Origin of the sequence: Anaerobiospirillum sp. NML120448, assembly GCF_023050945.1 — a bacterium.
Lineage (GTDB): Bacteria > Pseudomonadota > Gammaproteobacteria > Enterobacterales > Succinivibrionaceae > Anaerobiospirillum.
Genome location: NZ_JALKIM010000043.1, coordinates 1 through 23,011 on the forward strand (window position 1 = coordinate 1; position 23,011 = coordinate 23,011).

General features: G+C 40.6%; 17 protein-coding genes and 3 tRNA genes. 3 read left to right on the forward strand and 17 right to left on the reverse strand.

Annotated elements, in window-relative coordinates; translation table 11 throughout:
- Positions 1-221: 221 nt before the first annotated feature.
- The 7 genes from MXE38_RS08055 to prfB all read right to left on the reverse strand — a co-directional run bounded on the left by MXE38_RS08055 (position 222) and on the right by prfB (position 7,745).
- A complete protein-coding gene (locus MXE38_RS08055; RefSeq protein WP_246913788.1) occupies positions 222-929 on the reverse strand; it encodes a nucleotidyltransferase family protein in 708 nt (235 codons plus the stop codon).
- Positions 930-1,065: 136 nt separating this feature from the next.
- Positions 1,066-2,280, reverse strand: coding sequence for a phosphotransferase (locus tag MXE38_RS08060; protein ID WP_246913831.1), 1,215 nt, complete (start codon positions 2,278-2,280; stop codon positions 1,066-1,068).
- Entirely contained in the window at positions 2,273-3,004 is a 732-nt protein-coding gene (gene trmB, locus MXE38_RS08065; protein WP_246913791.1) for a tRNA (guanosine(46)-N7)-methyltransferase TrmB, read from the reverse strand. Before trmB ends, MXE38_RS08060 begins: the two co-directional genes overlap by 8 nt.
- A 151-nt stretch (positions 3,005-3,155) precedes the next feature.
- Complete coding sequence (locus MXE38_RS08070) at positions 3,156-3,383, reverse strand: RRXRR domain-containing protein (protein ID WP_246913793.1); 228 nt, start codon at positions 3,381-3,383, stop codon at positions 3,156-3,158.
- A 318-nt stretch (positions 3,384-3,701) separates the two neighbouring features.
- Positions 3,702-4,583: a 4-hydroxy-tetrahydrodipicolinate synthase gene (gene dapA, locus MXE38_RS08075; RefSeq protein WP_246913795.1), complete on the reverse strand. Its 882-nt coding sequence runs from the start codon at positions 4,581-4,583 to the stop codon at positions 3,702-3,704.
- 450 nt (positions 4,584-5,033) lie between these two features.
- A complete protein-coding gene (lysS, locus tag MXE38_RS08080; RefSeq protein ID WP_246913797.1) occupies positions 5,034-6,566 on the reverse strand; it encodes a lysine--tRNA ligase in 1,533 nt (510 codons plus the stop codon).
- An 80-nt stretch (positions 6,567-6,646) separates the two neighbouring features.
- Positions 6,647-7,745, reverse strand: a protein-coding gene (gene prfB, locus MXE38_RS08085) for a peptide chain release factor 2 (RefSeq protein ID WP_246913799.1) whose coding sequence is annotated in 2 segments (ribosomal slippage) — positions 6,647-7,669 and positions 7,671-7,745 — 1,098 coding nt in all. Because the reading frame shifts where the segments join, the coding sequence is not laid out codon by codon here.
- Positions 7,746-7,971: 226 nt separating this feature from the next.
- Between prfB and nadC the strand changes: the two genes are divergently transcribed.
- The gene (gene nadC, locus MXE38_RS08090) at positions 7,972-8,817 is read left to right on the forward strand and encodes a carboxylating nicotinate-nucleotide diphosphorylase (RefSeq protein WP_246913801.1); all 846 of its coding nucleotides are present in this window, start codon (positions 7,972-7,974) and stop codon (positions 8,815-8,817) included.
- A gap of 72 nt (positions 8,818-8,889) precedes the next feature.
- Here the strand turns inward: nadC and alr are convergent, their stop codons facing one another.
- From alr to parC, 9 genes are all read right to left on the reverse strand, one after another.
- Entirely contained in the window at positions 8,890-9,969 is a 1,080-nt protein-coding gene (alr, locus tag MXE38_RS08095; RefSeq protein WP_246913803.1) for an alanine racemase, read from the reverse strand.
- A 206-nt stretch (positions 9,970-10,175) separates the two neighbouring features.
- A complete protein-coding gene (dnaB, locus tag MXE38_RS08100; RefSeq protein ID WP_246913804.1) occupies positions 10,176-11,666 on the reverse strand; it encodes a replicative DNA helicase in 1,491 nt (496 codons plus the stop codon).
- 229 nt (positions 11,667-11,895) lie between these two features.
- Positions 11,896-11,972 (reverse strand) — tRNA-Arg (locus MXE38_RS08105).
- A gap of 40 nt (positions 11,973-12,012) precedes the next feature.
- Positions 12,013-12,089, reverse strand: a tRNA-Arg gene (locus MXE38_RS08110).
- A 1,132-nt stretch (positions 12,090-13,221) separates the two neighbouring features.
- Positions 13,222-13,315 (reverse strand) — tRNA-Ser (locus tag MXE38_RS08115).
- Positions 13,316-13,521: 206 nt separating this feature from the next.
- A complete protein-coding gene (locus MXE38_RS08120; RefSeq protein ID WP_246913805.1) occupies positions 13,522-13,728 on the reverse strand; it encodes a carbon storage regulator in 207 nt (68 codons plus the stop codon).
- Positions 13,729-16,359, reverse strand: a complete 2,631-nt coding sequence (alaS, locus tag MXE38_RS08125; RefSeq protein WP_246913807.1) for an alanine--tRNA ligase — start codon at positions 16,357-16,359, stop codon at positions 13,729-13,731.
- A 173-nt stretch (positions 16,360-16,532) separates the two neighbouring features.
- Complete coding sequence (locus MXE38_RS08130; RefSeq protein ID WP_246913809.1) at positions 16,533-17,291, reverse strand: 1-acylglycerol-3-phosphate O-acyltransferase; 759 nt, start codon at positions 17,289-17,291, stop codon at positions 16,533-16,535.
- Positions 17,292-17,488: 197 nt separating this feature from the next.
- Positions 17,489-19,873 carry a DNA topoisomerase IV subunit A gene (gene parC / locus MXE38_RS08135; RefSeq protein ID WP_246913811.1) on the reverse strand — a complete coding sequence of 795 codons (2,385 nt, stop codon included), beginning with the start codon at positions 19,871-19,873 and terminating at the stop codon, positions 17,489-17,491.
- A gap of 513 nt (positions 19,874-20,386) precedes the next feature.
- Here parC and MXE38_RS08140 point away from each other — a divergent pair.
- Complete coding sequence (locus tag MXE38_RS08140; RefSeq protein ID WP_246913814.1) at positions 20,387-20,956, forward strand: L,D-transpeptidase family protein; 570 nt, start codon at positions 20,387-20,389, stop codon at positions 20,954-20,956.
- A 65-nt stretch (positions 20,957-21,021) separates the two neighbouring features.
- Positions 21,022-22,323 carry a glycosyltransferase family 9 protein gene (locus tag MXE38_RS08145; RefSeq protein WP_246913816.1) on the forward strand — a complete coding sequence of 434 codons (1,302 nt, stop codon included), beginning with the start codon at positions 21,022-21,024 and terminating at the stop codon, positions 22,321-22,323.
- 164 nt (positions 22,324-22,487) lie between these two features.
- On the opposite strand, the gene MXE38_RS08150 is transcribed toward MXE38_RS08145, so the two are convergent.
- Entirely contained in the window at positions 22,488-22,934 is a 447-nt protein-coding gene (locus MXE38_RS08150) for a hypothetical protein (RefSeq protein WP_246913818.1), read from the reverse strand.
- Between the last annotated feature and the right edge of the window lie 77 nt (positions 22,935-23,011).

The following is a 23,011-nucleotide window of genomic DNA, read 5'->3' on the forward strand; positions in this document are numbered from 1 at the left end:
CTTTTTTAAATAGCTTAAATATCAGATTTTTAGCATATAAAACATTAAAATGTTAATTTTTCCCCAAATCAGGGAAAACTCTGGTTAAACATATGTAAAAATAAGGCTGAAATAAGGGCAAAATCCTCAGTTTTGCCTATATTTTTGTGTGACTAATAGCCCATAATCTAATAAACCCTATAAATAAGGGAATCCTTAAGTACATGGGCATGCAACTATAATTAGTTTTTGTGGTTAGCTAAATATGTGTTTAGCTCATTAAGTCTATCAACTGTTCCTACATCAAACCACTTAGCTGACAGTACGCTGGCAGTTAATTTTCCTTGCGCTACCCATTTATCAAAATAAGGACGCAAAGGCTCACGAGCTACAGCGCAAGAGGCAAATGCCTGTGGGTGGTACCAAGCAAAACCAGAGAAGGTATAGTCAGAGCCATAAGATAAGAGCCCTTCCTCACTGATAGCATAATCACCCTTTTGATTATGTGCTGGGTTGTTGGTTAGAAACAGGTGTCCATAAAGGTTAGGTTCGCCCTTGTCATCATAAGTTAATAACTTATCAGGACAAGTCTTTAAGAAATCGTAATTACTGTCTAAAAAGATATCGCCATTGATAACTAAAAAAGGTTCAGAGCCTAGCAAAGGTAAAGCATTGATAATGCCTCCTGCTGTTTCTAAGCCATCGCCTTCTTCTGGAGACGGTATGATGTTGACCCCAAAGGCAGAGCCATCTTTAAGATAGTCAAAGAGCACTTCTTTTAAATAAGCGCCATTTACTACAATATTATCCACGCCTAGGGCTTTTAGCTTTTGAAGGTGCCAGCCAATTAGAGTTTGACCGCCAACACTTACCATAGGTTTAGGTATAGTATTGGTAATAGGTCTTAGTCTCTTGCCTTGACCTGCTGCTAAAATCATTGCTTTGAACATAACAACCCTCGGATCAATAGATATAATATCAGTATTAAGTTTAGCAAAGAATACTTTTAGTTTTCTTAGGTGTCATATAAAAAAAGCCGCCTTAAAAAGGCGGCTGTTGGCTGCTAATTATTTAGCCTTAAGTTAATTAAATTTTGCCTTGAACATGTTGCTCCAAGAATGCCTTAAAGTCTTTAAGCTCGGCAAAGGAGTCACAGTTTTTGAGCACATAATTTAAAACACGTGGCAAGTACTGCAAATAGCCGCTCTTACCATCTCTTAAGTTGAGACGGTTAAATAGGCCTAGTACTTTAATATGACGCTCAATAGCACAGATTAAAATCATGGACTTAAATTGTTCACGTGAAATTACCTTGCTATCGAAAATGCCACAGGCACTATAAACCTCATAAGCAAAGCCACAAATGCGCTGAGCAAAGTCATCTTCCATATCAACATAGCAATCATAGCCAATGGAGGCTAAATCATAAGCTATAGGGCCTTTAACCATATCTTGGTAGTCCAAGATAGCAAAGCGTGACAGGATAGAAATTTCATTTCCAGCTGGTGTTACCATGATATTACGGGAGTGATAATCACGGTGCATGGCTACTTGAGGCTGGCTTTGTAAACTTTGGCTGATAAAGTTATAGGCTTTATCAAGCATAGCCTTATCATCTTGAGTTAAGTTGAGCTTTAAAGTTTTCTCAAACAGCCACTCAGTGCAAATATTAAGCTCCATCTTAATGAAGTCATCATCAAAGTTTGGCAAGGCAGCTAAAGTTTGATAGTCAACCTCATCAAGCTTATATTTTGGCAGTACATGACTTTCAATATTTGGATCATTTAAAGCCTTGGTGCGATATTCCTCAAGACGTAAAGCTTGCTCTTGATTGAGCGGCATAGCACCAATTTTAGTAAGCTCACGAATAGTCTTAAAGTAATAAGCAGGCTCTTTGCCCTCAGGAATGGAGTTGATGTAAACAAAATCACCCATATCCTCAAGCACCATAAAGCCATGCTCAAGATCGCTAATAAAAATAGCAGGCACTAAAACATTAGCATGATCTAACACGCGGTTAAGGGCTACAAACTCCTGGTTCTTTTGGGTCTCAGGAGGAGCATCCATGATAATGATAGAGCCAACATAAGCTACACGTGGCTTAACTTTGGTAGTTTCACAAAGCTTGGTAAACTCATCGGTATTAAGCTTTAGTCGGTAATAACGTCTAAAACTGGCATCACCATTGAGTTGAGTTAAAGAACCAGAGCACTGACAACCGCAATCACAAGGATCACAATCTGAGCATGGAATATTGTGGCTTTTTAAAAAAGCTAAAAGATCTTGATAGCGACTAGACACGTTCAAATACTAAATCCCAAACGCCATGACCTAAGCGCTCACCTCTTTGTTCAAATTTAGTAAGAGGACGCCAATCAGGACGTGGAATATAGCCTCCTTCTGGATTGGTATTGACAAGGCCCTCTGCATTATTCAAACAAGTTAGCATTTGCTCTGCATACTCTTGCCAATCAGTAGCCATACGAATCTGGCCACCATGTTTTAATAATGGGGTGACCAATTTCAAAAAGTCATCATTTACTAAGCGGCGCTTGTGGTGACGAGCTTTTGGCCATGGATCAGGGAAGAAAATTTGCAAAATATCAATGCTTTGTGGGCCCAAACATTTGGTTAAAACCTCAAAAGCATCATACTTGATTACACGTACATTAGATAGCTGTTCTTCCTCGATGAGCATCATAGCTGCACCAACCCCAGGAGGATGAACTTCAATACCTAAATAGTTACGTAAAGGGTCTTGCTTGGCCATTTGTACAAAAGACTTGCCCATGCCAAAACCAATTTCTACTACTAAAGGAGCTTCACGCTGAAAAATTTTCGCAGTGTCTAAAGGCTCTAAAGAGCTGACATCGATTAAGTATTTAGGACTTAAATCTTCCAGAGCTTTAGTTTGGGCATTGGTCATACGACCTGCACGAATCACAAAAGATTTGACTCTATGGTTAGGAGTCTCGTTAGTATTAGTCTCGGGAGATTTTGTTTCTTGGTTAATTGCTTCTGTCATAATATTAGTAGCGTACAAACCCCTGTCTTTAGACAGGGGAAAAAGTGCGTTCCTTGTGGATTTTAGTGTTGATAGTCCAAGAATGAAACAACTTCAAAACATTTTTCAATGCTATAAGAAAAATAGCATTGGTGTTTTAAGTGAGCAAAAGCTATTTTTTGGCAGTGGTAACAGCACTACCACTATGCTTAGTACCTGCATCCACGTCACTATTGACCTCTTGCTTCGTTTCACCAGTAGCAATAGTCAGCTGAATAGTGAAAGGAGACTTCTGCTTTACAACAGCTTTTTTCTCCTTTAGCAATAATCTAGCTTTTCGAGGAGAGCACGGCATTAAGTTTTCACCGCGCATATTTAAAACAGCAACTTTTACTTCCACAACAATCTCCTTGAGGAGCCCCTAAGGTTCCTTTATCAATAAGGATTTAGTTAATATCCTGTGCCCATGTTGAATAGGATAGCTATCTAAGACCATATTTTCCTAAACAACGTAGTTCAACACACTATAAAAGAGTACTCATTAAGGCCTGGTCACTAACGAGGGTGAGCCTTAAGGAAGAGGGCTAGCCTAAACCTTTAGGAAGTGGACGCTAGTTACAAGTATTTTGAGCAAAAAAAAGCCGTTCAACCTAACTTTCATTATGTTTGCGACTATAAAAATATAGTTAAGAAAGATTAGTGAACGGCTCAAAAAAAATTAGATAAGCTCAAGCTCTTGCATGGCGCTCTTAATAGCATCTTTAGTTGCTTGGCTTAAAGGCATGATAGGTAAGCGAACCTCATCTGAGCATAAGCCTAATAAAGATGCACCATACTTGGCACCAGCAGGGGATGGCTCTTTGAACATTAAACCGTGGAGCTTCATAAGCTTGTCTTGGAGCTCACGAGCTTCTTGCCACTTGTTTTGTAAAGTTAATTCTTGAACCTGATGGACTAACTTAGGTGCAATATTAGCTGTTACGGAAATACAGCCTACACCACCTGCTACATTATAACTTACTTGAGTTGCATCCTCACCGCTTAACCAAGTAAAGTCTGGGCGCTTAATTAAAGCTCGCTCTAACCAAGGACGAGATAAATCGCCAGTGGCATCCTTAATACCTGCAATGCGAGGGAGCTCTGCTATCTTAGCTACAGTATCTGGAGTGATGTTTACTACTGCACGACCTGGAATATTGTAAATAAAGATAGGTAAATCAGTAGCATCATGTAACATCTTAAAGTGAGCATAAAGACCATCTTGATTTGGACGGTTGTAATAGCCAGCTACATGTAATAAACCATCAGCACCAGCCTTTTGAGCCTCTAAAGAGTAGTGAATAGCCTCTACTGGGTTATTAGAGCCAGCACCTGCCATTACAGGAACTCTCTTATTAGCAACAGCAGCTACAATTTCAATAACACGGGTGTGTTCTTGAGAGCTTAAAGTTGGGCACTCACCAGTAGTTCCAGCAGGAACAATAGCGTCAGTGCCATTTTCAATGTGCCACTCTACAAGACGCTCCAAGGCCTTCTCATCGAGTTTGCCATCTTTAAATGGAGTTATAAGAGCAACTAACGAACCGTGGAAGGTATGCATGGAACTTCTCCTATATTATTGAAAGGCTCTAGCTAAGCGAGCTTACAAGGGAGGCGCATTAATAAATGCTAATAAATGCTCCCAGAGTTAATGATAAAAACAATATGATAAGGCAATTTCTGAAGGTGCTAACAAAATAGACAATATTTTTTTAAATTTAATCTTATGTCTGATTGGCTAGATCTTGAGATAAAACAAAGCCTACAAATGCCACAATATTGTACCCGCTATTACTTATTGTGTTAAAAAGAGTTATTTTTTGACACAAAACAGGGCAAAACTAAAGGAGTAGAACCAGCTGAGATTTGAGCTAAAAATAAGATAAATATCAGTATCTTGCGGTTATTTTGCTCTTTTGCAAAGATAGGTGGCTTTTATAAATAAAAAGGCCTAGCGCTCTTTGTTGGTGCAAAAGAGCGCTAGGCCTTAGAGCAATAAGATTATAAAATCTTACTTGTTGTTATTTTGTAAACGTAAGGTTGGGAATAAGATTACGTCACGGATGGTATGGCAGTTAGCAAATAACATCACGGTACGATCAATACCAATACCCTCACCAGCAGTTGGTGGTAAGCCATGCTCTAAGGCTACAATGTAGTCCTCATCATAGTACATAGCCTCATCATCGCCGTGCTTCTTCTGCTCAGCTTGCTGACGGAAACGGCCAGCTTGATCATCTGGATCATTAAGCTCAGAGAAGCCATTACCCATTTCACGACCACCAATAAAGAACTCGAAACGATCAGTAAAGGCTGGATCGGTATCGCTACGACGAGCTAATGGAGAAATTTCAGCTGGGTAAGAGGTAATAAAGGTTGGCTGTTGTAAGTGAGCCTCAGCAACCTCTTCAAAGAGAGCAGAAATGAAGTGGCCTAATACCCAACCATCGTTGATCTCAACGTGTAACTTCTTACACCACTGACGAGCCTTTTCCTCATCCTCAAGGTCTTCCATGGTAATGCCATTGCCATACTTAACAATAGCTTCTTTCATGGTTAAGCGCTCAAATGGCTTAGCAAAGTCGATATCTAAGCCTTCCTCGCCTTCCTTGCCATAGTGAACCTTAGTGTCACCTAATACGTCTAAAGCCATCTTACGGAAAAGGTCTTCGGTAAAGTCGATTAAGTCATGGTAGTCATGGTATGCCATATAGAACTCAATCATAGTGAACTCTGGGTTGTGACGTACGTCGATACCCTCGTTACGGAAGTTACGATTGATTTCATAAACACGCTCAAAGCCACCAACTACTAAACGCTTTAAGTAGAGCTCAGGAGCAATACGTAAGTACATGTCCATATCTAAAGCGTTGTGGTGGGTAATGAATGGCTTAGCGTTAGCACCACCTGGGATCACGTGCATCATAGGAGTCTCAACTTCCATGAAGTTAGCCTCATCCATGTAGCGACGGATAAAGGAAATAATCTTGGTGCGGATTTGGAAAGCACGACGAGACTCTTCGTTAGCAATTAAGTCTAAATAACGCTGACGGCAACGAGCCTCTTGGTCTACTAAGCCCTTGTACTTCTCTGGTAATGGACGTAAGGCCTTTACTAAGAGACGTAAGGAGGTTACGTGTAAGGTAAGCTCACCAGTCTTGGTCTTAAAGGCATAGCCAGTAACACCAATAATGTCACCTAAATCAAGCTTCTTAAAGAGCTCTTGATATTGGCCCTCTGGAAGAGCATCACGGGTTACATAAACCTGAATCTTGCCACCCATATCTTGTAAAGTAGCAAAAGCAGCCTTACCCATGATACGACGGGTCATAATACGACCAGCAATAGTATAGGTGTTCTTCTCTTGTTCTAAGGTCTCGTTATCCTTATGAGCACAAGCTTTGATAATATCGCTAGCAATGGCATCACGATGGAAGTCATTAGGGTAAGCTTGGCCCTGCTCACGTAAAGCATTTAGCTTCTCGCGGCGTTCTTGGATTTGAGAGTTGGTATTCTCAGTATTTGGAGTGATTTCCTGAGTCATAATATTAGTACTTCCTAAGGGTAAAAGGCTGAAAAAATCTTATTACAAGGATGAAATGTTTGCTTACAAAATCCTGATAATTATAAGCCTTGCTTTAAACTAGCTTCGATAAACTGATCTAAGTCGCCGTTTAATACGCTTTGGGTATCACGGCATTCCACACCAGTACGTAAGTCTTTAACACGAGCATCATCAAGCACGTAAGAACGAATTTGACTACCCCAGCCAATATCGTCTTTACTATCTTCTAGTGCTTGTTGTTCGCTACGTTGCTTGCGCAGCTCTAATTCATATAAGCGGGCACGCAATTGTTTCATTGCCTGATCACGGTTTTGAAATTGAGAGCGTTCATTCTGGCAAGTCACTACAATGCCTGTTGGCTTGTGAGTGATACGTACGGCAGACTCGGTTTTATTAACGTGCTGGCCACCAGCTCCAGAGGCTCTAAATACGTCTACTTGTAAATCAGCAGGATTGATTTCGATCTTAATATCGTTATCAACCTCAGGATAAGCAAAGGCTGAGCAAAATGAAGTATGACGACGGTTGTTAGAGTCAAAAGGAGACTTTCTTACTAAACGATGAATGCCAGTTTCGGTTCGTAACCAACCATAGGCATAAGGGCCTTCAAATTTAATGGTTGCGCCTTTAATGCCTGCCACATCGCCATCGGAGACATCTGTGATAGTGCATTTAAAGCCATGTTTTTCACCAAATTTGACATACATGCGCATGACCATTTCTGCCCAGTCTTGAGCCTCAGTGCCACCAGAACCTGATTGAATATCTAAATAACAATCAGAGTTGTCTAGCTCATTGGAGAACATACGCTCAAACTCTAAACCTTCGATTTTTTTATCTAAGGCTTCAAGCTCACAAAAGGCCTCTTGTAAGGTAGCTTCGTCCTGCTCTTCTTTAGCTAGCTCATAGAGCATGGCAATATCATCTAAACCTTGATCAATCTCGGCAAATAGATTTACCACATGTAATAGTGTCTGGCGTTCTTTGCCAAGGCTTTGTGCCTGTTGAGAATCTCCCCAAACATTAGGATCTTCTAGTAAACCATTGACCTCTTCTAAACGTTCACGTTTAGCATCAAGATCAAAGATACCCCCTTAGGGTACTAGCACGCTCGTTCAGATCGCTAAGGCGAGAAGTTAAAGATACGTTATCTAACACTTTAATTCCTTTCAAAATGAGATAAGCGTTAATAAATTTTAACAAGGCATTATAGCAAAATGATAAAGAATGCGCCCGATTAACCAAAGTAAGGGGCGTAAAAATGCTAAAATTGCACTTAAATAATTAAACAAAGAGCTTAGTTAAAGAAAAATTTGTCTCATAAGCTCTTAAATAGTAATAACAGACTGGAGCTCAACTTAGTAATGGGCTTAGGAGATTTGCGATGTTAGCAGATGATATCAAGGTTTCAGTTGAATTAGCTTTAAAAGAGGACTTAGGCGGCAAGGTTGATGAGAGTTTAGATGTTACCGCTCAATTAATTCCAGCCGATCATGTTAATGAGGCTACTGTTATTACTCGTGAGTGTGGTATTTTCTGTGGCAAGCAATGGGTTGAAGAAGTTTATAAGCAATTAGGCGGTAATGTTGAGATCACCTGGTTTGTAAACGACGGCGATGAATTAGTTGAAAATCAAAAGCTATTCTATATTAAGGGTAATGCTCGTACCATGTTAACTGCTGAGCGTACCACTCTTAATTTCGTACAAACCTTATCTGGTGTTGCTACCTTAGTAAACAAGTATGTTAAGGCTATGGGCGATACTAAGACCCAGCTTTTAGATACTCGCAAGACTATTCCAGGCCTCCGTACTGCCCTTAAGTATGCAGTAACTGTAGGTGGTGGTCATAATCACCGTATTGGTCTTTTTGATATGTACCTCATTAAGGAAAACCACATTATGGCTTGTGGTGGTATTAGTGCCGCTATTGCTAAAGCTCGTGAACTCAAGCCAGGCACTAAGGTTGAGGTAGAAGTTGAGAACTTAAGCGAGCTTCAAGAGGCATTAAATGCTAAAGCCGATATTATCATGATTGATAACTTTAACTTTGATGACATGATTGAGGCGGTTAAGATTACCAATGGTCAGGCTAAGCTTGAGATCTCTGGTAATGTAAACCTTGAGACTATTGGCAAGTTTGCCTCTACAGGTGTGGACTTTATCTCTGTTGGTGCTTTAACCAAGAATGTTCAAGCCTTAGACTTATCCATGCGCTTTGTCAAAGATTAATAGCAAGGGCGTTATTTTGCTTTAGCTAAAAGAAAAAAGAGAGCTTATTCAAGCTCTCTTTTTTCTTAGCTATTAGTGAATTTCTAAATTAACTCGTGGCATGATGCGGCAAACCAGCTCATAAGGAATGGTGTTACACAAGTTAGCAATATGCTCAACAGGTAAGCCCTCACCCCATAAAATAACCTCATCGCCGATCTTATCTTTAGCATCAGCACCTAAATCAACAAATAACATATCCATACAAACATGTCCTGCTGTAGGTACTAAACGGCCATTAATTAAAACAGGAGAACCATTAGGCATAGAGCGTGGGTAACCATCACCATAGCCAGCAGCTACAATGCCCAAAGTAGTATCCTCAGGAGCTGTCCAAGCTGCGCCATATCCTACACGAGCGCCTTTTTTAATTTTTCTAATAGCAATTAATGAGCTCTTTAAGGTCATGACTGGGGTTAGGCCTAAGTCCTCACCCGTCTTGTCAGCATATGGGGAAATACCATACATAATAATGCCAGGGCGTACATAGTCGGTACGTGCCTGAGGCCAAGAAATAATACCTGCGCTATTGGCAAGACACAAATCTCCAGTGAAATCTTTAGCAATACTAAAGAAATAGTCAATTTGCTCTTGGTTATAGTCGCTTTGAGATGGTGTGTCAGCTACGCTTAAGTGAGAAATGAGGCCAATAGGCTGAACAATCTTGTTAGAGCTTTCTAGGCGCTGTTTCATCTTGCTAACTTCATCTTTGCCAGCACCTAAGCGATGCATACCAATATCAATTTTTAGCCAGGCATTGATTGGTTTGTTAATCGGGGCACTTTCAATAGCATCAATTTGCTCTTGATCATGAACAGCGGTATAAAAGCCTTGCTCAGCTATTACAATCACATCTTCTGCATTTAAAAAGCCCTCTAATAAAATTACAGGCTTAGTGATACCAGCAGAGCGCAGCTCCATAGCCTCAGGAAGGCGAGCAACAGCAAAAGCATCAACTTTTGGCTCAATATTTTGGGCTACATTGATAAGTCCATGGCCATAAGCATTAGCTTTTACTACAGCTACAATTTTAGAGTTAGGCACCAGGCTTTTAATCTTATCTAAATTGGCAATTAGAGCTTGATGATTGATAACGGCTGTTACTGACTTCATACGCTAACAACACGGTTTAAGCATTAAGTACAAAACTTACGCTTAAACAGGTTTCCCCTTGTAATAATGATAAAACTTTAAAATTAAGAAATACCCCTAACAATAAAATTGAAATTGCTATGAGCACAAACATGCTATTCTACTAAATTGTGTTTCATATGGCCTGAATTTCTTTTCAGCATGTCTGTAAATTAGCTCAAAGCATTTTAATAGTTTGTCACTTGCACTGGGGCAGCACCATTCATGCTAGTGCTTTGGTTGCTGATATCAGGGTGAATATATTCATAGTTGGCCTCAGCATAGCCCTTATCAAAGAAGGCTGTGTATTCACCAACAAAGTGTAAATCAATATCCTTAATAGCACCGTTACGGTTTTTACCAATAATTAAGGTAGCCTGATTGGAGTTATCCTCAGCTCCTTCGGATTTGCTATAAATAGACTCACGATGCAAGAACATAATCATGTCAGCATCTTGCTCCAAAGAGCCAGATTCACGAAGATCAGAGTTTAATGGACGGTGATCCTTACGGTTATCAACTTCACGATTAAGCTGAGCTAAAGCTAAAATTGGTACTTCTAGTTCTTTAGCTAGCATTTTTAGTGAGCGTGAAATTTCACCGATTTCTAAAGTACGGTTAGCAGCTTTAGTCTGGCTACGCATCAGCTGAATATAGTCAATCATAATGACGCTAAGGCCACCATTTTCCAAAGCTAGCTTACGGGCACGTGCTCTGAGCTCTAGTGGGGTAATATCACCACTATCATCAATATAGAGCTTATTTCTTTCAGTGCCGTTATCGTTCTCCATCAAGAGCTTAATCTTGCGAACAATATCTAACCAGTTTTTATTACCCACCTCACCTGCTTTGAGCTTGTTCATGCTGACACGACCAAAAGTAGAGAGCAGACGCATTAAAATCTGCTCAGTAGGCATTTCTAAGGAAAACACTAAAGCAGGCTTATGAATATTAGGATTCATTGCAATATTAGCTACGATATTCATAGCAAAAGAGGTTTTACCCACTGAAGGACGGGCTGCAATGATATTTAAGCTGCCAGGTTGTAGACCTTGAGTTAATTCATCAAGCTCAATAAAGCCTGTAGGTACACCAGACATAGCTTGTTCACGCTGTAAATCATCGTGAATCTTAGCAATCAGCTCTACAGCTTTAGGGAAAGCTGGTTGTGGGCCTACATCGTTTTTGGCACTGGATTCAACTAACTTAAAGATTAAACCAGAAGCATTGTCAAAAATCTCTTTGGCGCTTTTACCCTCAGGGTTGTAGCACATTTGAGTAATTGACTCACAAGCTGCGATCATGGCTCTTCTTTTAGATTTATTTCTAATAATTTGAGCAAATTCAATAACAGCTTGGCTTGGGGCACCACTTTGAATAATTAAGCTAGCAATATAAGAGCGTCCTCCAGCCTTATCTAAATTACCATCTGTTTCCAGCTGATCGCTTAGTAAAGTAGGATTGAAGTCATCAGAAGTGGCATAGCGCTTAAGAATGGTAGCGTAAATAATGCGGTTCTTTTCCGAGGCAAAATCTTCAACGGTCAAAGAGCCTACATTATTAGAAATAGTTTGGAGTAGAGTTCCATCTTGGATTAAAGCTCCTAAGAGATTACGCTCGGCATCAAGATCTTTAGGGGGGTCTTTATATGCTGTTTCTGAAAAATCGAACTCACTCATAACGATGCATTCCTAAAGCAATAATTGTGAATAGAAATATAGCTCTCATTTTAATGGAGATTTGATGAGAGTGAAAAGCGTATATAAAGTATACTTAGATGACTGTAAAGTGGAGGTGCGAGGATTGTTTTGTAGATTATAAAGACGACAAAACACGGTGTCTTTGTATCTTTCCTCAAAGAACCGCATCATCATTTAAAAGGGGGAGAGCTCTAAGCTCAAAAAGAAATGGCGCACCCGAAGAGATTCGAACTCCTGACCGATCGGTTCGTAGCCGATTACTCTATCCAGCTGAGCTACGGGTGCGCTGTGTTGATAAACAAATAACATCAAAGCAATGATTTAGTGGCGCACCCGAAGAGATTCGAACTCCTGACCGATCGGTTCGTAGCCGATTACTCTATCCAGCTGAGCTACGGGTGCATCATTACTGTGATATGCATCTGCGTATCAAGTGGCGCTCATTATAGCAAAAAGATTTGATCTGGCAAGCATTTTTAACAAATTTTTTTTGAAAATTTAGCAAAAATTTTTTAAATCTCTCTAAAACCGCTTATTTATCAACTTTTCACCCAAGAATTTTCCCATCATTTTCACCCACTTTTTAATGCCCAGCAGCCCAAAATTATTTATGATGCTTAAATAATTATGCCAATCACCCCTCTATCAGAGCACTTACCCCCAGTTCCCCAGCGTCTTTCCTATTTAGCCCCTGCCACAGTCAGTAGCAACAGAGCAAAGGCAAAGGCAAAAGCAAAAGCTTTTGCCATTGCCATTGCTTTAGCGCCTGCTTTCCTGACTTAGCGTAGCCAGTCTAAAGGTTTATTATTCTTATGATTGGCTCCAAGCCACGGTTAGATAAGCTTGCTTGGTTAGGTTTTAAGCTTGCTGACTAATGAGTACAGAGGTGAGCTTGCTTTGCTTTTACCTTGGCTCACCAGTTAAAGCTCTAAGCTTGGCAGGTTAATGTTGTTGCTTAAGGAATAGTTTTAGAAAGCATTCCAACTGGTGCGCCATCCTGCTTGCCAAGACGACAGCAGTTATTGTGCATAGTAGGCACTTCCAGCGCTGTAGGCGCTGCAGGACACAGTCATCGCTGTAGGCGCTGTAAGAGCAGCTGGTAATGCAAGCATTGCAAGGACTTTATGCATGGTGGGAGGTCTTGGTTTTGGTTTTCTTTAGGTTAGGGCAGATGATGAGGCCCTGGCCCTGGTTGTGTGCGATTATGGGGCTGTAAGAACCAGTGCAAGGGGGAGGTGTGGTCTTGTGGTGAAAAGTACTAAAAAGCTTTAGGTAGGGCGTAATGGGGCTATACGAGCGCTATGACGGGCGACCTTTGTAATTAGGATGGGGCCGCTCTTTTAATTTTAGGGCATTGGTGTGGAGTGTCTATGGTGCTATTAAGAGTGTAGCGTTTGGTAAATGACTGATGAGAGTATGGTTGAGTGCTTGGTTGGTAATTGTTAGATGGTAGGGGGGCTGGATGGGGTGGCTTGCTAGATACAACAGAATGGGAATAAAAAAACAGCTTTACGCTGTTCTTTATTGAAGTCAGTGGCGGAGAGAAAGGGATTCGAACCCTCGATACAACTTTTTGGTCGTATGCTCCCTTAGCAGGGGAGTACCTTCAGCCTCTCGGTCATCTCTCCGCTGACTGTGGTGCGCATTATCATGGTTTTAGCATCAGATGTCAAGCGCTTTGACAAATTATTTTAATAAAATTACATATTGACTTAATAAAAAGTGCTAATAAATTTGATATTTATCTTGTTTTGTCGCCAATATTATTTTTAAAAATAAAAAAGCTGATACCCCTTAGGGGCATCAGCTTTTTAGGCAGTACAGTAGTTAAAGATTAATCGTTGAACTCATCTTCATCGTCTAAAAATGAATCTGGGTTATTAACTTTATTATTTCTTAGTAAAGATTCCCTCATAATCTGGCAATTTGAGGGTGCATCGATACCAAGACGTACTTTTCCTGCCTTAACATCCACGATGGAAATAGTAATATCCCTTCCGATATGGATTTTTTCACCTTTCTTCTGGGATATTACTAGCATTTATAAACGCTCCTGCAAGAATGGGGCTACTGCATTAATAGCAGCATCTAAGCCATTCTTGTTAGTACCACCAGCCTGAGCCATATCTGGACGACCGCCGCCCTTGCCATCAACATGTGCAGCAACAGCATTGACTAAGTCACCAGCCTTGAGCTTGCCAGTTAAGTCCTTGGAAACAGCAGCAATTAAGTTAACCTTATCGGTCTTCTCATCAATAGAGCCTAATACGACTACGCAGGTCTTAAGAGTGTTCTTAAGCTCATCAACAGCTAAACGTAGCTCACGCATAGAGTAGCCATCAACCTTACGAGCAACAACCTTAACACCATTAAGCTCGGTAGCTTCATGAGCAAAGTTTACACACTCTAAATGTACTAACTTCTCCTTTAAGAGCATGTTCTCATGCTCAATAGAGTTAGTATGCTCAATCATATACTTAGCACGCTCAACAAAGCTGAAGTTGTCAGTCTTCATAATGTTGCAAGCTTGAGATACGATGCGAGCAATGGTCTGTTGATACTCAATAGCAGCCTCGCCTGTGAGGGCTTCAATACGGCGTACGCCTGAGGCAATAGACTCATCAGATACAATGATAAAGTAACCTAAATCACCAGTACGTCTGGCGTGAGTACCACCACATAACTCCTTGGAGTCATGGCCCATGGAAACTACACGTACCATACCTTCATACTTCTCATCAAAGAGAGCCATAGCGCCAGACTGCTTAGCACACTCTAAGTCCATAACATCAGTAACGATTGGGTTGTTGTTACGGATATAGGAGTTTACTAAGGCTACTACCTGTTGACGCTCTTGAGTAGTAAGAGGTTGTGGGTGAGAGTAGTCAAAGCGTAAGCGATCTGGGCCTACAGAAGAACCCTTCTGGTGAACGTGGTCGCCTAATACAACACGTAAAGCAGAGTGTAATAAGTGGGTAGCACTGTGGTGAGCAGCAATATCCTTACGACGCTTAGCGTTAACGATAGCCTTACACTCATCGCCTACTTTGAACTCACCTAACTCAACACGGCCAACGTGAATAGTGGCTTTACCAACAAATTTAGTGTTCTCAACAATAAATAAGTTGTTATTGCAACGAATTTCACCAGTATCGCCAATCTGACCGCCCTTTTCGGCATAGAAAGGAGTGTTATCTAATACGATAACAGCTTGTTCGTCAGTTAAGACTTCATCACAAGCATCTACGCCTTTAAACATAGCAATGATCTTGCCGCGATCTTCAGTGCCATCATAACCACTAAAGGTAGTTTGAGCATCAAGCTTTAATTCTTTGTTGTAGTCGATACCGAAAGTAGAGGCAGACTTAGCACGAGCACGTTGCTTAGCCATTTCGCTCTCAAAGCCGTCCATATCAACAATATAGCCACGATCACGTACTACATCTTGGGTAAGGTCAGCTGGGAAGCCGTAGGTATCGTAGAGCTTAAATACTACTTCACCTGGAATAGTGCGCTCAGCGCCTAACTTTTCAAGCTCAGAGTCTAATAAAGCTAAACCACGATCTAAGGTGTTTAAGAACTGCTCTTCTTCTTTCTTTAAGGTGCGCTCAATTAAAGCTTGTTGCTCTACGAGCTCAGGGTAGGCCTTACCCATTAACTCTACTAACTTAGCAACTACCTTGTAGAAGAATACATCCTTGGCACCTAAGAGACGACCGTGACGTACGGCACGACGAATAATACGGCGTAATACGTAACCACGGCCTTCATTGGATGGTAATACGCCATCAGCAATTAAGAAGGAGCAAGAACGAATATGATCTGAAATAACACGTAAAGACTTAGAAGACTTATCTTGAACGCCTAAAATTTCAGCTACATTATCAATAAGGGCACGGAAAAGGTCGATGTCATAGTTAGAGTGAACGCCTTGTAAAACAGCAGCAACACGCTCTAAACCTAAGCCATTATCGATCATTGGCTTGCCTAATGGCTCAAAAGTGCCATCGGCTTGACGATTGTATTGCATGAACACAATGTTCCAAATTTCGATAAAGCGATCGCCATCTTCCTCTGGAGAGCCTGGAGGGCCGCCCCAAATGCCTTCACCGTGGTCGTAGAAAACCTCAGAGCAAGGGCCGCAAGGACCAGTGTCGCCCATTTGCCAGAAGTTATCAGAGTTATAACGACCACCTTTATTGTCACCAATACGCACGATCTTCTCGTCAGGTAAACCTACAATATCGTGCCAAATGTCATATGCCTCTTGATCCTCAGCATAGACGGTAACCATTAAAGATTCTTTTGGTAATTTAAAGCCTTCGGTGAGTAATTCCCAAGCATAGGTAATAGCTTCTTTCTTGAAGTAGCCACCAAAACTAAAATTACCTAACATCTCAAAGAAAGTGTGGTGACGAGCAGTATAACCTACGTTATCTAAGTCATTTTGCTTACCGCCAGCGCGCACGCACTTTTGAGCTGTGGTTGCGTTGATATAAGGTCTTCTGTCCTTACCAAGGTAAATATCCTTAAACTGGTTCATACCTGCATTGGTAAACAGAAGGGTAGGATCATTGTATGGCACTAAAGAGCTAGAACGCACGATTTCGTGGCCATGATCCTTAAAGAAGTTGAGATACGTATTACGGATCTCGTCTGTAGACATGTACATACTGAATATTCTTGTTTCTAAACAGATAAATGTAAACTTACCTGAGAATGGGACAAAAACCTAATCTTGCTATTATACCCACGAAAAAGACCGACAATTAACACATTTGCTAATTTATCTTTAATTTTTAATGAATAAGGGTAGGGCTTACTAAATAAGATAGCTATCTCTTATTAGCGATCTGGAGGCAGGATATAGCCTTGAGGACGGCTTACTTTAAGGTCTAGTTCGTGCAGAGCAGCGATCATTTGTTCTCTTAAGTATAAAGTTGCTTGGGCTAGTTCATTGCGCTCTAGTTTAGCTGCGTCAATGCTAGGGAGCATAGTAATATGCACCTCGCCATTATTAAAACGACCTAAATCTATTTGTCTGGTGTAAGTAGAGGTAATAAAAGGAATTACTTTTACTTGAGCTAACATGGCTGTATGCAAGGCACCTGTTTTAAAAGTGCCCACAGGGCCATGTCCTGATCTAGTGCCTTCAGGAAACATCCAGACAGATATATGCTTGTTTTTTATCTTATTAACTATTTTCAGCATGGTTTCGTAAGCTTTAGAGCGGTGGTCACGATCTAGCAAAATATTGCCTGATAAGAAAAATAAGATGCCGAAAATAGGTGTAAAGATAAGATTCTTTTTTCCTACACACACCATGCCTGGCTGAGGAATATGGGCCATTGTAATAATGTCCCAATCGCATTGATGCAATCCTACTAAAATAGCAGGCATTTGCTCGCGAATAGCTTGTTTATCAAAGTGCAATACTACTTTTACCCCAATCACCTTTTGTGCCCAAGTAAGCATGTAGGTTAGCGCATAGACATTATTCTTATGCATAGGACGAATAGTGCAAATGATAATGCCTACTACTAGCCACATTAAGGACATGACAAGCAAGATAGTAAGACGGGTGGTAAAAATCAAATAACGCATGGAGAAGCAAAAATCACAACCTGTGGGTAAGAAAAATAGAAATTTATCTTAAATTAAGCCGCTTGCAAAAGCAATTTTGTAACATCATCTGACCATAACAATAAAGCCCAAGTTAATGAGAACTTGGGCTTTATTTTGGCCGTGATCCTCAAAACTTACGCAAGGTTGAGGGCCTAGCTAAGTATTGGCTCAGAGCACTACTGGGCATCAGCCTCAGCAGCAGCCTCGGATGGCTCAGTGGAGGCCGCAGCGGCGACCACAGGGGCCGTATCATCGGCCTCTGTGGCTTCTGATGGCTCTGTAGTGGCATCAGTCGGAGCTACTTTGGCAATAACTTCGATGTAATCGACCTTTGGTAAAGAGCTTGGTAGGCTTTCACCTTGACGCTCTCTTTGAGAGATGCGCTCATTAATGATTTCTTCGCCTAATTTAATCTTACGCTTGCCTGCGTAAATAATAATGCCATCGCCCTTTTGGATGCTAGTAAGCTCAGCAATACCATCCAAGCCTTGTTTGAGGTGAGCATTGGAGATTTTCATGAGCTTTAAGCCCTTGCCTCGTGGTAGCACAGTAAGCTCAGAGGCTGGATAAATTAATAAGCGATTTTTCTTGCTGATTAATACAATGAGACTGTGTTCTACATCCTCAATTTTAACTGGGGCTAGCAAGTTAGAGTTTTCATCTAAGCTTACTATAGCTTTACCTGCCTTATTGCGGGTAATCATATCGGCTAGGCGACAAATAAAGCCAAAGCCCATATCACTAGCAAGCAGATAATGATCTTCAATGGCTCCTGTTAACACAGTAGTGATAATTTCATTAGGCTGTAAATTGAACTTAGTAGAGATAGGCTCTCCTTGTCCACGAGCTGATGGTAGATCTTTAATTAAAATGCTAAAGCTGCGGCCTAAGTTAGATAGAAATACTGCGTATTGATTGCTCTTGCCTACTGCTTGAGCCATAAAACTATCGCCACTCTTATAAGAGAGACTCATAGGATTAATATTGGTGCCATTAGCAGCACGAACCCAACCCATACGGGAGAGAATTACGGTCATAGTCTGAGCTGGGGTGGCTGTTACTAAATCAATTTCTTTAGCCTCAGCACGCTCTACTACCTGACAACGACGCTTGTCACCATACTTTTTAGCATCAGTACTTAATTCATCTTTGATGAAATTCATAAGCTTTTCAGGATGGGCCAAGTGATCCTCAAGATCAGATTTCTCATCTTGCAGCTTAGAGATTTCAGCATGAATCTTTTCCTCTTCTAAGCGGGCTAATTGACGTAATTTAGTGTCTAAAATATAGTCCACTTGAAGCTCTGAAAGCTTAAATTGCTCCATGAGCTTGCGCTTAGGGTCATCGTCATGACGAATAATCTCAATAACCTCATCGAGGTTTAAGAAAATAGCCATGAGACCATCTAGCAAGTGAAGGCGCTTATTAACAGCACTTAAGCGGTGGTTAAAGCGCTTGGTTACTGTATCAGTACGATAAGTAATCCACTCTTGTAAAATGGTTTTTAGGTCTTTAACTTGTGGCTTACCGTCTAAACCTAAGATATTAAGATTAACTCTATAAGTACACTCTAAGTCGGTAATAGCAAAGAGGTGGCTCATGAGCTCATCAATATCAACACGATTAGAGCGTGGCACAATAATTAAACGACAAGGGTGCTCATGATCGCTGGCATTAATTAAGTCACTAATCCATGGTAATTTCTTTTTTACCATTAAATCAGCAATTTCTTTTTCAATTTGACCAACACCAACTTGATAAGGTAAAGCGCTGATAACAATACCGTCTTTGGTATTTTCATAAACAGCTCTTACCCTAATGGAGCCCTTACCTGTCTGATAAATTTTTAACAGCTCATCTTGAGGGGTAATAATATCAGCGCCACAAGGGTAGTCAGGGCCTTTTACATATTTAAGTAAGTCCTTAACACTAGCGTTTGGGTGGTCAATTAAGTGAGCGGTAGCTTTAACCAGCTCATTAAGATTATGAGGTGGAATATCGGTAGCCATACCCACAGCAATACCCATAGTGCCGTTGAGCAAAATATTAGGCACACGAGCAGGCAAGGCTTTTGGTTCTTCTACAGTACCATCAAAGTTAGGTACCCATTCAACGCAGCCTAGATTTAAATCTTCAAGCAATAATTCAGATTGGCTAGACAGTCTAGCCTCAGTGTAACGCATGGCTGCAAATGACTTAGGGTCTTCTACATCACCCCAGTTACCTTGGCCGTCAATGAGAGGGTAACGGTAAGTAAAAGGTTGAGCCATTAACACCATAGCTTCATAACAAGCAGTATCACCGTGAGGGTGGTATTTACCTAATACCTCACCTACAGTGCGGGCAGACTTAACGTGTTTGGCCTTGGCATTAATACCTAACTTGGCCATAGCATAGATAATACGTCTTTGTACTGGTTTCATGCCATCGGTAACAGCTGGGAGGGCACGATCTCTAATTACACTCATTGAGTAGTTTAAATAGGCATCTTGAGCAAAATTTTGTAAAGGAAGTTGCTCAATACCCTCTAAACTAAGCTCGTTTTTCATAATATTGCTCATGTCAGTACTTAAAAAATTTAATAAAAATCTACTAATACATTACAAAAGCCCAACAATGCTAAAGACTGCATAAACTAAGTTTTAGCATTGCTGGTATTCACGGGGCCTTGCTAGTTAGTTTTAACTAGAAAGTATACGTACTTTAAACCAAAGCTAATGATATTGTTAGTAGTAACCAGAAAAAATGGCTAAAAATATAGAAAAAGCAGAGAATAATGTTAGTTTTACATACAGATGGCGCTAAATTGTGCAATAAAAGAGCGGACTCCTTGAGGAAAAGTTATCCAGCCTTAAAGCATTTGGGGTTGCTATTTGGATGCAAACTCGTTCTTTAATTACTAATTATTGCGTTAAAAAAGCGCTTTTTCATGAAAAATCATTATAATGGTGACACCTTTTCTTGTTAGGAACACGAGCCATTTGTCTATGCATAAAATCACTAACCTTATTTTTACTGCCATATTGTTAGCTTGTTTGCTTGTTCCTACATCATTTGCCAAACATTTATCTGATTTGAGCAAGACAGCAAATCTGCCTACCTCTTTATATAACAGCGCCCTGATTGATGGTGTTATTGAAGACTATGAATTTGATTATATGAAAATCAAAAAAATTTCAGGTTTGCAGATTTTCCCTAGAGGTTATAGGGCTCCTAAGAATCTAGTCGATAAAGTGGTAGTTTATAAAAATATCCACCAAATGCTGCTTTATAAAGGCGATAAAGTAGTACGTAAATATTGGATTGCTCTGTCTGATCGTCCTCAAGGTCATAAAGTGAAAGAAGGTGACAAAAGAACTCCTGAGGGCACTTATACCCTTGATTATGTTAAAGAAAATTCTTACTACTACCGTGCTTTCCATATTTCATATCCTAATCCTAAGGATATAGAAAATGCTCGTCGCCTAGGAGTCAGACCTGGCGGTATGATTATGGTTCATGGCCAACCACCTTCTAATGGCGAGTTTCATGAGACGGTGCAAAGATCTGATTGGACTAATGGTTGTATAGCAATTTTAAATCCAGAGATTGACGAGTTTATCTCTTTGGTTGATCCTGGCACTCCTATAGAGATTAATCCTTAAATTAGGGTGTGATTAAGTTATCTTTTTATTGCTGTGTTGTTTAATAATTTGAGGTGTCATTTCTTATGGGACTAAAACAGGCGTATTTTGCGCTAAGAGATCAAATACGCTTTGCTTGGGCGCAATATCAATATAGTTATGAACCTCAAGGACAAGTAGAGCATTTTAATTGGGACAATATGAAGCATATTGTGGTATTAAAGCTTGATGGCAAGCTAGGCGATACCCAAGTAATGACTCATTTTTATCGTAATTTAAAAAATCTGGCCCATAAGCCTACTTTGACCGTAGTTTGTCCTGAAAACCTAGCATCAGTTTATTATGATGTTTTAGGCTTTGATCAAGTATTAGTAAGCTCACGTAAACCAAAAGCCCAAGAAATCAAAAATCTCTGCCAACAAATTATTGCTGCCTCTCAAGGAGCAGGAAATAATGGCAAGATTGATTTAGTGCTCTCAACCGAGCCTAACTATCGTCCTCGTGACTTTATTTTTAACTATCTGTTAAAACCAGACTTTATTGTTGGATGTGATCCTAAAGTTAAAAGTATCAATCTCTTTTTATATCATCCAACTACCTATAATCACCCTGTTAGCCAAGCTTTTTGTAACCTTATGGAAAAAGGCAATTTAGCCTATAGCACTCCTGTAAGCTATACACCTTTGTTTACAAAAGATAGCTTGTCACAAGCCCTTGCTTATTTAAGACCTAAAGCCAGCACTAACTCTAGCGCTGTCGCCCCTGAGGGCGCTGTTGCGTCCCCTGAGGGCCCAGCCCAGAGCGCTGGCCCTAGCCAGGGTCTGGGCCAAAACCTTGGTTCTAACGTGGGCACTGTGGCAAAGAGTAGCCGTTTTGATGATGGGTTCTTTGTGTTTGGTCTTAATCCTTTGGGAGCACCTAAGGCTCGTAGAATGAGCGTTGCTACTAGTGTGGCCTTAGCTAACGCAGTTTTGCAAAGTGCTAGTAATACTAAAGTATTGTTAATGTGCCAAAGCTCTTTTAGTGACTACATCAAGTCGGTAATGAGTAATATCGATCCTGCGCTGCTCTATGATGAGCAGGGGGAGGCACGTGTGCTACCAATGCCTGATAACACTTCAGTACTAGATTTGGGGGCTTTAATACATTGCATCGATGCACTTATTACTGTGGATACTGCAACTGTGCATTTAGCTTGTGCCAGTAAAATACCTGAGCTTTGTTTTTATAATAATGATAATGCTGAATCTTGCCGTTGGGCACCAATAGGACAAAGGGCGCAATGTGTAAAGTTTGCTGATGCTAATTTTGGCGCTATGGATAGTGAGCCTTTTGTAGTAGTAGCGAACAACTTTATTAAAGAGCAAATTGAGCTCAATAAGCTTTAGTTGAAAATAAGCCCCCAATAGTATTATTGAGGGCTTATTTTTTATCAGGCCTAAGGTGGCCGTGCAGGCCTTTGAGGGCGGCCTTTTGAGGTGCTTGTCCTTTGGCTTTGGGGCTCGCCATTTAGGGGCATGGCCCCTAAAGGGTGGTAGGGCTTGGGATGGGGCTAGTTGTCTAGCTCTGGAAGCCACTTAATTTGTAAATTTTGAAGACCAGATGATTCAATGTTTTGTAAGCTTGCTGGTACATCAACATGGATGGAGGCTACTACCACTCTTTCTCCAGCGTGGGAGCCTGAGGCGGTAATAGAAATAACATTGAGCTCTAAAGTGGTAAGGTTTAAATCACCATTATCGGCTTGCTCTTCACTGTCGTTTAATAGCTCTGGAAGCTCATCTTCTTGCCACCAGGCCATATTAGGCATATCAAGCTCAACATTAAGATCGTATTTGTCGCTATTAAGGCGCTCGTTAATCTTATTTAAAGTGATTTCGTCTGCTTCGGTTAAATTAAGAGTTTCAAATACTAAATTTAAAGCAGTGTCACATAAGAAATCAAAATCACTATCGCTAATGATATTTAAATCCAGGATAGTCTCAACTTCGTTGCTCATATTGTGATCCTAAAACAAAGGGCTACCTTCAATTAATATGATAGGTAGCCCTTATATATTAATAAGCCGTTATTTAA

What these genes read in the sequence shown, in the direction of transcription:
- MXE38_RS08055 (WP_246913788.1), bottom strand. Translation starts at nt 929, where the DNA reads ATGTTCAAAGCAATGATTTTAGCAGCAGGTCAAGGCAAGAGACTAAGA.
- trmB (WP_246913791.1), bottom strand. Translation starts at nt 3,004, where the DNA reads ATGACAGAAGCAATTAACCAAGAAACAAAATCTCCCGAGACTAATACT.
- dapA (WP_246913795.1), bottom strand. Translation starts at nt 4,583, where the DNA reads ATGCATACCTTCCACGGTTCGTTAGTTGCTCTTATAACTCCATTTAAA.
- lysS (WP_246913797.1), bottom strand. Translation starts at nt 6,566, where the DNA reads ATGACTCAGGAAATCACTCCAAATACTGAGAATACCAACTCTCAAATC.
- nadC (WP_246913801.1), top strand. Translation starts at nt 7,972, where the DNA reads ATGTTAGCAGATGATATCAAGGTTTCAGTTGAATTAGCTTTAAAAGAG.
- alr (WP_246913803.1), bottom strand. Translation starts at nt 9,969, where the DNA reads ATGAAGTCAGTAACAGCCGTTATCAATCATCAAGCTCTAATTGCCAAT.
- dnaB (WP_246913804.1), bottom strand. Translation starts at nt 11,666, where the DNA reads ATGAGTGAGTTCGATTTTTCAGAAACAGCATATAAAGACCCCCCTAAA.
- MXE38_RS08120 (WP_246913805.1), bottom strand. Translation starts at nt 13,728, where the DNA reads ATGCTAGTAATATCCCAGAAGAAAGGTGAAAAAATCCATATCGGAAGG.
- alaS (WP_246913807.1), bottom strand. Translation starts at nt 16,359, where the DNA reads ATGTACATGTCTACAGACGAGATCCGTAATACGTATCTCAACTTCTTT.
- MXE38_RS08130 (WP_246913809.1), bottom strand. Translation starts at nt 17,291, where the DNA reads ATGCGTTATTTGATTTTTACCACCCGTCTTACTATCTTGCTTGTCATG.
- parC (WP_246913811.1), bottom strand. Translation starts at nt 19,873, where the DNA reads ATGAGCAATATTATGAAAAACGAGCTTAGTTTAGAGGGTATTGAGCAA.
- MXE38_RS08145 (WP_246913816.1), top strand. Translation starts at nt 21,022, where the DNA reads ATGGGACTAAAACAGGCGTATTTTGCGCTAAGAGATCAAATACGCTTT.
- MXE38_RS08150 (WP_246913818.1), bottom strand. Translation starts at nt 22,934, where the DNA reads ATGAGCAACGAAGTTGAGACTATCCTGGATTTAAATATCATTAGCGAT.